This is a genomic window from Janthinobacterium sp. GW823-FHT03B06 (genome assembly GCF_058796955.1).
Genome location: NZ_JBXAJE010000003.1, coordinates 162,698 through 176,011, shown reverse-complemented (window position 1 = coordinate 176,011; position 13,314 = coordinate 162,698). Strand labels below are relative to the sequence as shown.

The following is a 13,314-nucleotide window of genomic DNA, read 5'->3' as shown; positions in this document are numbered from 1 at the left end:
ACTAACCTGAACTGAGAATTTTATGTCTATGCGTACTGAATACTGCGGCCTCGTTACCGAAGCCATGCTGGGACAAACCGTCAGCCTGTGCGGCTGGGTACATCGCCGCCGTGACCACGGCAGCCTGATTTTCATCGACTTGCGCGACCGCGAAGGCCTGGTGCAAATCGTCTGCAACCCGGAACAAGCGGAGATGTTCAAGGTCGCCGAAGCCGTGCGCAACGAATTCTGCCTGCGCGTGACGGGCGTCGTGACCAACCGTATCGAAGGCACGATCAACAACAACCTGAAGTCGGGCAAGATCGAAGTGGTCTGCTCGGAGCTGGAAGTGCTGAACCCGTCCGTGCCCGTGCCGTTCCAGCTGGACGACGACAACCTGTCGGAAACGACGCGTCTGACGCACCGCGTGCTGGACCTGCGCCGCCCGCAAATGCAAAACAACCTGCGCCTGCGCTACAAGGTGACGATGGAAGTGCGCAAGTACCTCGACGCGCTGGGCTTCATCGACATCGAAACGCCGATGCTGACCAAGTCCACGCCAGAAGGCGCGCGCGACTATCTGGTGCCGTCGCGCGTGAACGCCGGCAGCTTCTTCGCCTTGCCGCAATCGCCACAGTTGTTCAAGCAACTGTTGATGGTCGCCAACTTCGACCGTTACTATCAGATCACCAAATGCTTCCGCGACGAAGACTTGCGCGCCGACCGCCAGCCTGAATTCACGCAGATCGATTGCGAAACCTCGTTCCTGACGGAACAGGAAATCCGCGACCTGTTCGAAGACATGATCCGCGTCGTCTTCAAGAACACCCTGAACATCGACCTGCCGAACCCGTTCCCGGTGATGGATTTCGCCGAAGCGATGGGCCTGTACGGTTCCGACAAGCCGGACATGCGCGTCAAGCTGGCCTTCACGGACTTGACCGAAGTCATGAAGTCGGTCGAGTTCAAGGTCTTCAACGGCGCCGCCAACATGAAAGGCGGCCGCGTGGTGGCCCTGCGCGTACCGCAAGGCGGCAGCATGCCCCGTTCGGAAATCGACGCCTACACGCAATTCGTCGCCATCTACGGCGCCAAGGGCCTCGCTTACATCAAGGTCAACGAGAAAGCCAAGGGTCCTGAAGGTCTGCAGTCGCCGATCGTCAAGTTCCTGCCTGCCGACGTGCTGGCCACGATCCTTGAGCAGACGGGCGCGCAAGACGGCGACCTGATCTTCTTCGGCGCCGACAAGGCGAAAGTCGTCAACGACGCCATCGGCGCGCTGCGCGTGAAAATCGGTCACAGCGAGTTCGGCAAGAAAGCCGGCCTGTTCGAAGACGTGTGGAAGCCATTGTGGGTGGTCGACTTCCCGATGTTCGAGCACGACGAAGAAGCGGACCGCTGGACGGCGACCCACCATCCCTTCACGGCGCCGAAAGACGGCCATGAAGACATGCTGGAAAGCGATCCGGGCGCCTGCATCGCCAAGGCCTACGACATGGTCTTGAACGGCTGGGAACTGGGCGGCGGTTCGATCCGTATCCACCGCGAAGAAGTGCAGTCGAAAGTGTTCCGCGCATTGAAGATCGATGCGGAAGAAGCGCAGCTGAAGTTCGGCTTCCTGCTCGACGCCCTGCAATACGGCGCGCCACCGCATGGCGGCCTGGCATTCGGCCTGGACCGTATCGTGACCATGATGACGGGTTCCGAATCGATCCGCGACGTGATCGCCTTCCCGAAAACCCAGCGCGCGCAAGACTTGCTGACCCATGCGCCGTCGGAAGTGGACGAAAAGCAATTGCGTGAACTGCACATCCGTTTGCGCAGCGCCGAGCCTAAAGTAGTGTAATGAAGCATGCGGCTGCCCCGGCGGCCGCTGTTTGATCCACTATGCAAAAAAAGGCGCTGTCGTGGCGCCTTTTTCATTGTTGATATGACTCATAAAATTCCTGTTTCCGTGCTGGTCGTCATTCATACGGCTGACCTTGACGTCTTGCTGATCGAACGCGCGGGCCAGCCCGGCTTCTGGCAATCGGTGACGGGTTCCGTCGATGCCGTCGACGAACCGCTGCTGCAGACGGCCGCACGCGAACTGTGCGAGGAGACCGGCATCGTTGCCGATGGATGCGATATCGTGCTGCGCGACTGGAACTTGTCGAATGTGTACGAGATCTATCCGATCTGGCGCCACCGCTATGCGCCCGGCGTGACGCGCAACACGGAACACGTGTTCAGCGTGCAAGTGCCGCGCGACATCGCCATCACCCTGAGCCCCCGCGAACACCTGCAATACGCGTGGCTGCCTTATCTGGCGGCGGCCGACCGCTGTTTCTCGTCGTCCAACGCGGAAGCGATTCTGCAATTGCCGGCCATGACGGGCCTGGCGCGCCATCGTTGATCTCATTCGAAAGCTATCCATGTTGAACTGGTTTAATCTCTCCTTGCAACAAAAACTGGCCGGCACATTCTGCCTGGCGCTGTGCCTGGTCGTGATTGTGGCGGCCAGCCTGTACACGCCGCCCGAACGCACGCCGCCCGTCGGCTTGCCGCTGATGGTGGTGGGACTGCTGTTGCATCCCGGTATGTTTAGCAAGGGCAAGCGCACGGTGGCCTGGCGCGGCGCACCGTTGCTGGTCAAGGTGGTGTGGTCCGCCGGCATCGCGGCGGCCGGCGTCAGTGTCGCCAGCGGCCTGGCGCGCATGTTTGCCTGAGCCAGGCGAGGCCGAAGGCGAGCCAATCGAGGAATTAGGTGCGCACGCGCACCTACGCTGGCGCCGCGCGGGGCCCGTCTGGGAGTAGAATCCATGCATGAAAATCCGCGTAGCAACTTATAATATCCACAAGGGCGTCTCTTCCGTGCGGGGCTTGCCCAGAGTCCACGCATTGAAGCAGGCGATCGCCCTGTTCCATGCCGATGTCGTCTTCCTGCAAGAGGTGCAAGGCAAGCACGACCGCAATGCGGCCCGCTTTGGCGCCGAGAAAAATGGCCACAAGCATTGGCCGGAAGCGTCGCAGCATGAATTCTTTGCCGGCGCCGAGCACCATTCCGCCTACGGCATGAATGCCGTGTACGACCATGGCCACCATGGCAACGCCTTGCTCAGCAAATTTCCCATCGCCTCGCAAACCAACCATGACGTGTCCGACCATGCCTACGAGCAGCGCGGCATCCTGCATTGCGTGCTCAAGACGCCGCAGGCCGACGTGCATTGCTACGTGGTCCACCTGGGCCTGTTCGAATCGGGGCGGGGACGGCAGACGCAGGCGCTGATCGATGCCGTGATGGAATCGGCGCCCAACGGCGAACCCGTCATCATCGCGGGCGACTTCAACGACTGGCGCAACACGCTCAGCGACAAGCTGCGCAATGCGCTGGGCGTGGTGGAAGTGTTTGACCAGCGTGCATCGAACTCGGCCCTGGGTGACCTCGTGCGCACCCTGGCGCGGCGCCAGACGAAAACACCCGTCCCCGTACCGGCACGCACCTTTCCCGCCGCCTTGCCGTGGTTCCGCCTGGACCGCATCTATGTGCGCGGTTTCCACGTGGAAGGTGCACAAGTGATGCATGGCACCCTGTGGGCAAAATTGTCGGACCACGCGCCGATAGTTGCTGCTTTGAAACTCGCGTAGACTGCCGGCATGCGCACAGTCAATTTCATCGCCCACAACGACATCAAGCTGCTGTATTGCGGCACCGATTACTTTCCCGCGCTCATAGCGGCCATTGACGGCGCACGCTCGGAAGTCTATTTCGAAACCTATATCTTTGCCGATGACGCCACGGGCACCCTGGTGCTCGACGCCCTGAAACGGGCGGCCGCGCGCGGCGTGCTGGTGTGCATGATCACGGACTGGTTCGGCACGGGCAACCGCCGCGTCAAGGCCATGCATGCGCAGCTGGAAGCGGCCGGCGTGCACCACCGCATCTTCAATCCCTGGTTCCGGCGCGGCATCACGCGAACGCACCGCAAGATCTGCGTCGCCGATGGCGAGATCGCCCTGGTGGGCGGCATCAATATCAACGACGACATGTTTTGCGACTACGATCACAGCATCAGCCTGGAAGCGCCGCGCTGGGATTTCGCCGTGCAGGTGAAGGGTCCGCTGGTGGACGCTATCCATGAAGAGGTGCAGGCGCAGTGGGCGCGTCTGGGCAAGATGAACCTGGTGCGGCGTATCAAGCTGTACCGCAAGATGCGCGTCGTCAGCAAGGAGCTGGCGAAAAACCCCGTCGTGGCCGGTTTTGTCGTGCGCGACAACCTGCGCAACCGCCGCACCATCCAGCGCGCCTACCTGCAGGCGCTGGGCCAGGCGAGGAAAAGCGTGATGCTGGCCAACCCGTATTTCGCGCCCGGTCACAAGCTGCGCCACGCCCTGGCCCAGGCGGCCCAGCGGGGCGTCGACGTGGTACTGCTGATCGGCGTGGGCGAATTCCGCATGCAAGATGCTGTGGCGCACTCGTTTTACCCGAAACTGCTAGCTGCCGGCGTGAAAATCGTCGAATACCGCAAGACGCAGCTGCACGCCAAGGTCGCCGTCGTCGACGACGACTGGGCGACGGTGGGTTCGAGCAATATTGACGCGCTGAGCCTGTTTTTGAACCAGGAAGCGAACGTGGTGATCAAGGACGTGGCCTTCGCGCAAAGCCTGCGCCAGCATATCGAGCAAGGCGTGGCCGACGGCATCGTGATTCACCAGGATGATTTCAAGCACATCGGCCGTTTCCGGCGCATCGGTTACGAAGCCGCCTTCCTCGTGTACCGGCTGGTGATGCGCATTTTTTCAGTAGGCAAGTACGCATGAACGAGATGACAACGGTCAGGCTGGACAAATGGCTGTGGGCGGCGCGCTTCTTCAAGACGCGCTCGCTGGCCAGCGAAGCCGTCGACACGGGCAAGGTCAAAGTGGGCGGCGAGCGCGTGAAACCGGCGCGCAGCCTGCGCGTGGGCGACGAGCTGGCCATCGACAATGGTGCGGAGACGTGGGAAGTGACCGTGCTGGGCCTGTCCGACAAGCGCGGCGCGGTACCCGTGGCGCGCCTGCTGTATGAAGAAACGCCGGCCAGCATCGCCCGCCGCGAGCAGCTGGCCGAGGAGCGCAAGCTGTTCCGCGAACCGGGCACCACCATCAAGGGGCGGCCGACCAAGCGCGACCGCCGGCAATTGAGCAAGGCTGGCGGCCTCGACTGAGGCGCGATTGTTGCTGCAAGGCAAGGGCGCACGGCGCTTTTGCCGTCTGAAACCGATACAAACACGCAGTCAGAAAATGCTGCGCTGCACCAATAGAACGCCGGCTCTAAAGTTCCCGTTTGACTTTTACGTGGTAGTGGATAATAGTACGAGCGTTCGGATTTTTTCGAAGCGTGCTTTTTTTTACCCTCGCTTCAGTCCGCCAAATCGGCAACATCACTTTTAGAACGGACATCTTGAATACTTCAGTCAAATTCATGCGCAAGGGCGAGCTGACCCGTGCAGCCATCCTCGACGTGGCGCTGGACCTGTCCAGCCGCGACGGCCTGGAAGGCCTGACGATTGGGCTGCTTGCGGACAAAATGAACATGAGCAAGTCGGGCGTATTTGCCCACTTCGGCTCGCGCGAGGACTTGCAGATGGAAGTGCTGAAGCTTTATCACTATCGTTTCGAGCAAGAAGTCTTTTTCCCCAGCATGAAAGAACCACGCGGCATCCAGCGCCTGCAATCGATGTTTGCGCGCTGGGTCAAGCGGGTCAGCGTGGAAATCGCTTCCGGCTGCATCTATATCAGTGGCGCCGTCGAGTATGACGACCGTCCCGGTCCCATCCGCGAGGCCCTGGTGGCCATGGTGCGGGCCTGGCAGGGCGCGCTGCTGCGCTGTGTCGAGCAATCGATCGCCACGGGCGACCTGAAAGCGGATACGGACGCCCAGCAGCTGGTGTACGAGATGTATGGCCTGATCCTGGCCCTGCATCACGACGCGCGCTTCCTGCGCGTGCCGGGCAGCATCGAACGGGCGCAAGCGGGCTTTATCCGCCTGCTGGCGTCGTACCAGAATTCCGTCACAAGCAAATAAGCCGTCAGGCAGTATCCGCAACAACGCACACGCACTTACAAGTACAACACTTTAGCTAATCGCCTTCAGGAGAAAATTATGGGTCAATACGTCGCGCCAATCCGGGATATGCAATTCGTCCTGCATGAATTCCTGCAAGTGGAAGAAGAACTGAAGCAAATGCCGTCGTACGCCGACGTCGACGCCGACATCATCAACCAGGTGCTGGAAGAGGGCGGCAAATTCACCTCCGAAGTACTGTTCCCGCTGAACCATTCCGGCGACCGCGAGGGCTGCCACCACGACCCCGTCACGAAAAGCGTGACCACGCCTAAAGGTTTTAAAGAAGCCTACAAGCAGTACGTCGAAGGCGGCTGGGCGGCACTGGCTTGCGATCCGGAATACGGCGGCCAGGGCTTGCCTGTCGTGCTGAACAATTCGTTCTATGAAATGCTGAACTCGTCGAACCAGGCCTGGTCCATGTACCCGGGCCTGTCGCACGGCGCCTACGAGTGCCTGAAGGAACACGGCACCGACCACCAGAAGGAAGTCTACCTGCCGAAGCTGGTGTCGGGCGAATGGACGGGCACCATGTGCCTGACCGAACCGCATTGCGGCACCGACCTGGGCCTGCTGCGCTCGAAAGCGCTGCCTGAGGCGGACGGTTCCTGGACCATCACCGGCAACAAGATCTTCATCTCGGCCGGCGAGCACGACATGGCGGAAAACATCCTGCACCTGGTGCTGGCCCGCGTGCCGGATGCGCCGGAAGGCTCGAAAGGCATCTCGCTGTTCCTGGTGCCGAAATTCCTGCCGAACGCGGATGGCACGGTCGGCGAACGCAACCCGATCACCTGCGGCGCCATCGAAGAAAAAATGGGCATCCACGGCAATTCGACCTGCCAGATGAACCTGGACGGCGCGAAAGGCTGGATCATCGGCCAGCCGAACAAGGGTCTCAACGCCATGTTCGTCTTCATGAACGCGGCCCGTCTGGGCGTGGGCATGCAGTCGCTGGGCCTGACGGAAATCGCCTACCAGAACGCGCTGATCTACGCCAAGGACCGCACGCAAATGCGTTCGCTGTCCGGCATCAAGAACCCGGAACTGCCGGCCGACCGCATCATCGTGCATCCTGACGTGCGCCGCATGCTGCTGACGGGTAAAGCCTACGCGGAAGGCGCGCGCGCTTTCACCTCGTACGTGGCGCTGCAGATCGACCGCGAACTGCACCACCCGGACGCCGACGTGCGCAAGGAAGCGGCCGACGAAGTGGCGCTGCTGACCCCTGTCATCAAGGCCTTCATTACCGACAACGCCTGGATCGCCACCTCGGACGCGATGCAAGTGTTCGGCGGCCACGGCTACATCTCGGAATGGGGCATGGAACAGTATGTGCGCGACGCGCGCATCAACATGATCTACGAAGGCACGAACACGATCCAGTCGCTGGACCTGTTGGGCCGCAAGATCCTCGGCGACAACGGCGCCAAGCTGCACAAGTTCGGCGAAAAGATCAAGGCTTTCGTCGAAGACAACGGCACCGATGAAGCGATGAGCGAATTCGTCACGCCACTGGGCGACCTGGGCGACAAAGTCACCAAGCTGACCATGGAAATCGGCATGAAGGCCTTCCAGAACCCTGACGAAGTGGGCGCGGCATGCGTGCCTTACCTGCGCGTCGTCGGCCACATGATCTACAGCTACCTGTTCGCGCAGATGGCCAAGATCGCCCTCGAAAAAGAATCCAGCGGCGACAAGTTCTACACCGCCAAACTGGCTACCGCACGTTTCTACTTCGCCCGCTTGCAGCCTGAGACGGCAACCCTGATCCGTCAGGCGCGTTCCGGTTCGGCCAACCTGATGGCACTCGACGCAGACCTGTTCTAAGACTTGAGGAAAATATGACCAATTTCATCGTTAAAAAAGTAGCCGTCCTCGGCGCCGGCGTGATGGGCGCGCAGATCGCCGCCCATTGCATCAACGCGAAAGTGCCGGTCGTGCTGTTCGACCTGCCGGCCAAGGAAGGTCCAAAGAATGGCATCGTGCTGCGCGCCATCGAGAACCTGAAAAAGCTGTCGCCTGCCCCGCTGGGCAACAAGGATGACGCCGCGCTGATCCAGGTGGCCAACTACGAAGACAACCTGGACCTGCTGGCCGGTTGCGACCTGATCATCGAAGCCATCGCCGAGCGCATGGACTGGAAACACGACCTGTACCAGAAGGTGGCCCCGCACATCGGCCCGAACGCGATCTTCGCCTCGAACACCTCGGGCCTGTCGATCACCAAGCTGGCCGAAGGCTTCGACGCCGACCTGAAATCGCGCTACTGCGGCGTGCACTTCTTCAATCCGCCGCGCTATATGCACCTGGTCGAGATCATCCCGACCGCGTTCACCAAGCCTGAAATCGCCGACCAGCTGGAAGGCTTTTTGACCACCACCCTGGGCAAGGGCGTGGTCCGCGCCAAGGATACGCCGAACTTCATCGCCAACCGCGTGGGCGTGTTCGGCATCCTGGCCATCGTGCATGAAGCGGAAAAATTCGGCCTGTCCGTGGACGTCGTCGATGACCTGACCGGTTCCAAACTGGGCCGCGCCAAGTCGGGCACCTTCCGCACGGCGGACGTGGTCGGCCTGGACACCATGGGCCATGTGATCAAGACCATGCAGGACTACCTGCCGAACGATCCGTTCGCCGCCGTCTACAAGACGCCGGCCGTGCTGGCGCAGCTGGTGGAAAAGGGCGCGCTGGGCCAGAAGAGCGGCGCGGGCTTCTACAAGAAGGTCGGCAAGGAAATCCAACGCCTCGACTTCGCCACCGGTGAATACGTGGCCGGCGGCGCCAAGGCCGCCGACATCATCGCCCGCATCCTGAAGGAAAAGGATCCGGTCAAGAAGATGAAGGCGCTGCGCGAATCGACGAATCCGCAAGGCCAGTTCCTGTGGGCGATCTTCCGCGACGCCTTCCACTACATCGCCATCCATCTGGACACCGTGGCCGACAACGCGCGCGACATCGACTTCGCCATGCGCTGGGGCTTCGGCTGGAACGTGGGCCCGTTTGAAACGTGGCAGGCATCGAACTGGCTGCAAGTGGCCAACTGGGTCAAGGAAGACATCGACGCCGGCCACGCGCTGTGCAACGCGCCTTTGCCTGCCTGGGTCTTCGAAGGCCCGGTCGCTGAAAAAGGCGGCGTGCACACGCCGGAAGGTTCGTACTCCGCCGTGTCGAACAGCTTCGTGCCACGCTCTAACCTGTCCGTCTACGACCGCCAGCAGTTCCGCGCGCCAGTCCTGGGCAGCGGCGCCGTCGACGGCAAGACCGCCGGCACCACCGTCTTCGAAGACGAATCCGTGCGCGTCTGGCATACGGGCGACGACGTCCTGATCATCTCGTTCAAGACGAAGATGCACGTGATCGGCGAAGGCGTCATCAATGGCCTGAAACTGGCCCTGGCCGAAGCGGAAAAGAACTTCAAGGGCCTGGTGATCTGGCACGCGGACGCAGCCGAAGGCGGCGCCTTCTCGGCCGGCGCCGACCTGCAATCGGCCCTGCCGGCCTTCATGCAAGGCGGCGTGAAAGCCGTCGATCCGATCATCGCCGAACTGCAGAACACCTTCATGTCGCTGAAGTACGCGAACGTGCCGGTGATCGCCGCGGTCGCTGGCCTGGCACTGGGCGGCGGTTGCGAACTGGCGCTGCATGCATCGAAGCGCGTGGCCTCGATCGAGTCGTATATCGGCCTGGTGGAAGTGGGCGTGGGCCTGATTCCTGCCGGCGGCGGCTTGAAGGAAGCGGCGCAGCGCGCCTACAAGGAAGCCAAGGGTAACGACATCCTGCAATTCCTGAAAACGGGCTTTACCAATGCGGCCACCGCCAACGTGTCGAAATCGGCGCTGGAAGCGAAGAAGATGGGCTACCTGAAGGAAGACGACGTAATCGTGTTCAACGCCTACGAGCTGCTGCACGTGGCCAAGGTCGAAGCGCGCGCCATGTTCGACGCCGGCTTCCGTCCGGCGCTCCCATCGCTGATCCAGGTCACGGGCCGTTACGGCTGGGGCACCATCAAGGCGCAGCTGGTCAACATGCGCGACGGCGGCTTCATTTCGGCGCACGATTTCAAGCTGGGCGAGATGATCGCCGAGATCGTATCTGGCGGCGACGTGGACCAGGGCAGTTTCGTCAGCGAACAGTGGCTGCTGGATATGGAACGCAAGGCATTCCTGGAGCTGTTGAACCATCCGAAAACCCAGGAACGGATCATGGGCATGATGCAGACCGGTAAGCCGGTACGCAACTAAGCACAGCGTCGATGACGATCCTGTCCCTCGTATTTAAAGTACTGCTGCGCGTGAGGCCAAGCATGGTGTATGACCGTATCAAACAACAGATGATGGACACCTTGCCCTTCGTGCGGCTGCTGGGGATCAGCATCGACGAGATCGGCGCCGGCACCTCGAAGGTGTCGCTGCCGGACGATCCCAAACTGCATAATCACCTGGGCACGCAGCATGCGGGCGCCTTGTTTACCCTGGCCGAAACGGCTTCCGGCGCGGCCATGGCTGGCGGCTTCGCCGAGCTGATACTGGGCTTGCGCCCGGTAGCCAAGGAGTCTCGCATCGCCTACCAGAAGGTGGCCCGGGGCGCGACGCGCGCTGAAGGCCGCGTGCCGGGCGACCTGGCTGCCTTGAAGGCGCAGCTGGCGCAGGACGGCAAGGTGGCGTTTCCCGTGGCAGTCGATATTTTCGACTGTGAGGGCACGCTGGCGGCACAGGTGACGGTGGACTGGTATTTGTCGCAGAAGCGCTAAGCGGCAACCTGACTACCCCGGACATTCGACAGAACACGAACCTCGTTCAACATCTTTGAAAGAACAAAATGAGCAAACAACTTCAAGACGCCTACATCGTCTCTGCAACCCGCACCCCGATCGGCAAGGCGCCGCGCGGCATGTTCAGAAACACCCGCCCGGACGACCTGCTGGTGCGCGTGCTGCAATCGGCCCTGGCGCAAGCGCCTGGCCTCGACCCGGCATTGATCACCGACGCGATCATCGGCTGCTCGTTCCCGGAAGCGGAGCAGGGCTTCAATATCGCGCGTAACTCGGTGCTGCTGGCCGGCTTGCCGAAAACCGTGGGCGGCGTCACCGTCAACCGCTACTGCGCCTCGGGCATCACGGCCATTGCCATGGCGGCCGACCGCATCCGCGTGGGCGAAGCCGACGTCATGATTGCCGGTGGCATCGAATCGATGTCGATGGTGCCGATGATGGGCCACCACCCATCGATGAACCTGGACATGTTCAGTGATGAAAACATCGGCATGGCCTACGGCATGGGCCTGACGGCCGAGAAAGTGGCGCAGCAATGGAAAGTGTCGCGCGAACAGCAGGACGCGTTCTCCGTCGAATCGCACCGCCGCGCCATCGCCGCGCAGCAAGCCGGCTTCTTCAAGGCGGAAACGACGCCAGTGGAAATCATCACGCGCACGCCGAACCTGGCTACGGGCCAGGTGGACGTATCGCGCCGCACCGTCGACACTGACGAAGGCGCACGCGCCGATTCGTCGATGGAGTCGCTGGCAAAACTGAAACCAGTGTTCGCCGCCAAGGGCACCGTCACGGCCGCCAACAGCTCGCAGATGTCCGACGGCGCCGGCGCGCTGCTGATCGTCAGCGAGAAGATTTTGCGGGAGCATAACCTGACCCCGCTGGCGAAATTCTCCTCGTTCGCCGTGCGCGGCGTGCCGCCGGAAATCATGGGCATCGGTCCGAAATTTGCCATTCCAGCAGCGTGCGCCGCCGCCGGCATCACGCAAGACCAGCTGGACTGGATCGAGCTGAACGAAGCGTTTGCCGCACAGGCATTGGCCGTCATCGGTGACCTGGGCCTGGATCCATCGAAGGTGAACCCGATGGGCGGCGCGATCGCCCTGGGCCACCCTCTGGGCGCCACCGGTGCCATCCGCGCCGCGACCGTGATTCACGCGCTGCAGCGCACCAAGCAGAAGTACGGCATGGTCACGATGTGCGTCGGCGCCGGCATGGGCGCAGCAGGCATCTTCGAACGCGTATAAATCTGGCTGAGTAAGCAATACAACAGGGCGCTGCGGGATTACCCCGGCGCCCTTTATCTTTTTGGAGATGACATGGATATTTTGTGCAGCAAGAGCGAGGGCGTTCTGACCCTGGAATTCAACCGCCTGGAACGCAAGAATGCGATCACGGGTGCCATGTACCAGACCCTGGCCGACGCGCTGGTGGCGGCAGAGACGGACGACGCCGTACGCGCCATCCTGATCTGCGGCAAGCGCGAGATTTTCACGGCTGGCAACGACCTCGATGACTTCATGAAGACGGCGCGTCCGAAGGATGGCTCGCTCGACCATGACCGTCCCGTGTTCCAGTTCATGCGCGCCCTGTACGGCAGCAGCAAGCCCGTGGTGGCGGCCGTGTCCGGCCCGGCCATCGGCATCGGCACGACCTTGCTGATGCACTGCGATCTGGTCTACGCGGCAGACAACGCCAGCTTCTCGATGCCGTTCACGCAGCTGGGCCTGTGCCCGGAATTCGGCTCCAGCCTGCTGCTCACGCAACTGGCCGGCTACCCGCGCGCGGCGGAAAAGCTGATGCTGGGCGAGTCCTTCCCCGCCAGCGAAGCGCTGGAAATGGGTCTCGTGTCGAAAGTCGTGCCCCTGTACGACCTGATGACGTTCGCGCAAGGCCAGGCGGCCAAGCTGGTGGCCCTTCCGGCGGCCTCGATCCGCGCCACCAAGCGCCTGATGAAGCAAAGCCGCATGGAACCGATGAAGGCGGCCATCGCCGATGAAAACAAACTGTTCAGCGCCATGCTGGGCGGCGCCGAGGCGAAGGAAGCGTTTACGGCCTTCTTTGAAAAGAGGAAGCCGGATTTCAAGAAGTTCGCCTAAGGCAGGGTCTGACATCGCGTCGGACCTTCACCATCTGATGCGGAAATGACGATCGACGATGAGAATGCGGTGGCCGGTCAGCGCGAAAACGACCACGTTTACAGCCGCTACCGCAACTCATTGAATATAAAAGAAGTTTCTCAGCTGCGCCCCTGCAACGGGGGCTGGTCTTGACGTCGCGGCGAGCCTGATTGAAAACAGGGTCCAATAACGATTGCTTGGTGCGGCTACGGCTGCCGACAAGCAAACCTGACATTTTTATCTTTTATGATACTTTCCTGATGAATTTCATGTTTTATGCTAATGCATGGATTGCGACAGTTTCCATTCTCAAATGATGTGAAAGTTCATCGTCATGTATTTTCACGGCCATGACGACC

At 61.4% G+C, this 13,314-nt stretch carries 13 protein-coding genes; all 13 read left to right on the top strand.

Annotated elements, in window-relative coordinates; translation table 11 throughout:
- Positions 1-28: 28 nt before the first annotated feature.
- The 13 genes from aspS to AC1RBA_RS11725 all read left to right on the top strand — a co-directional run bounded on the left by aspS (position 29) and on the right by AC1RBA_RS11725 (position 13,108).
- A complete protein-coding gene (aspS, locus tag AC1RBA_RS11785) occupies positions 29-1,825 on the top strand; it encodes an aspartate--tRNA ligase (RefSeq protein WP_070221635.1) in 1,797 nt (598 codons plus the stop codon).
- Positions 1,826-1,909: 84 nt separating this feature from the next.
- A complete protein-coding gene (gene nudB / locus AC1RBA_RS11780; protein WP_070221634.1) occupies positions 1,910-2,374 on the top strand; it encodes a dihydroneopterin triphosphate diphosphatase in 465 nt (154 codons plus the stop codon).
- Between the two features lie 19 nt (positions 2,375-2,393).
- Entirely contained in the window at positions 2,394-2,687 is a 294-nt protein-coding gene (locus AC1RBA_RS11775) for a hypothetical protein (RefSeq protein ID WP_099409257.1), read from the top strand.
- Positions 2,688-2,784: 97 nt separating this feature from the next.
- On the top strand, positions 2,785-3,606 hold the full coding sequence (locus AC1RBA_RS11770) for an endonuclease/exonuclease/phosphatase family protein (RefSeq protein ID WP_070221632.1): 822 nt from the start codon (positions 2,785-2,787) through the stop codon (positions 3,604-3,606).
- A 9-nt stretch (positions 3,607-3,615) separates the two neighbouring features.
- A complete protein-coding gene (gene clsB, locus AC1RBA_RS11765) occupies positions 3,616-4,779 on the top strand; it encodes a cardiolipin synthase ClsB (protein ID WP_070221631.1) in 1,164 nt (387 codons plus the stop codon).
- Positions 4,776-5,165, top strand: coding sequence for an RNA-binding S4 domain-containing protein (locus AC1RBA_RS11760; RefSeq protein ID WP_492418326.1), 390 nt, complete (start codon positions 4,776-4,778; stop codon positions 5,163-5,165). Before clsB ends, AC1RBA_RS11760 begins: the two co-directional genes overlap by 4 nt.
- Before the next feature lie 257 nt (positions 5,166-5,422).
- Positions 5,423-6,025 (top strand): TetR/AcrR family transcriptional regulator, encoded by a 603-nt coding sequence (locus AC1RBA_RS11755; RefSeq protein WP_034753385.1) that lies wholly within the window; start codon positions 5,423-5,425, stop codon positions 6,023-6,025.
- A 78-nt stretch (positions 6,026-6,103) separates the two neighbouring features.
- The gene (locus AC1RBA_RS11750; RefSeq protein ID WP_492418324.1) at positions 6,104-7,894 is read left to right on the top strand and encodes an acyl-CoA dehydrogenase C-terminal domain-containing protein; all 1,791 of its coding nucleotides are present in this window, start codon (positions 6,104-6,106) and stop codon (positions 7,892-7,894) included.
- Positions 7,895-7,908: 14 nt separating this feature from the next.
- Positions 7,909-10,308: a 3-hydroxyacyl-CoA dehydrogenase/enoyl-CoA hydratase family protein gene (locus tag AC1RBA_RS11745; protein ID WP_070221629.1), complete on the top strand. Its 2,400-nt coding sequence runs from the start codon at positions 7,909-7,911 to the stop codon at positions 10,306-10,308.
- 11 nt (positions 10,309-10,319) lie between these two features.
- A complete protein-coding gene (locus AC1RBA_RS11740) occupies positions 10,320-10,817 on the top strand; it encodes a PaaI family thioesterase (RefSeq protein ID WP_226936302.1) in 498 nt (165 codons plus the stop codon).
- 68 nt (positions 10,818-10,885) lie between these two features.
- The gene (locus tag AC1RBA_RS11735) at positions 10,886-12,082 is read left to right on the top strand and encodes an acetyl-CoA C-acyltransferase (RefSeq protein ID WP_070221628.1); all 1,197 of its coding nucleotides are present in this window, start codon (positions 10,886-10,888) and stop codon (positions 12,080-12,082) included.
- 72 nt (positions 12,083-12,154) lie between these two features.
- Positions 12,155-12,934, top strand: a complete 780-nt coding sequence (locus tag AC1RBA_RS11730; RefSeq protein ID WP_492418321.1) for an enoyl-CoA hydratase — start codon at positions 12,155-12,157, stop codon at positions 12,932-12,934.
- 45 nt (positions 12,935-12,979) lie between these two features.
- Positions 12,980-13,108 (top strand): hypothetical protein, encoded by a 129-nt coding sequence (locus AC1RBA_RS11725; RefSeq protein WP_265334702.1) that lies wholly within the window; start codon positions 12,980-12,982, stop codon positions 13,106-13,108.
- Positions 13,109-13,314: the final 206 nt, after the last annotated feature.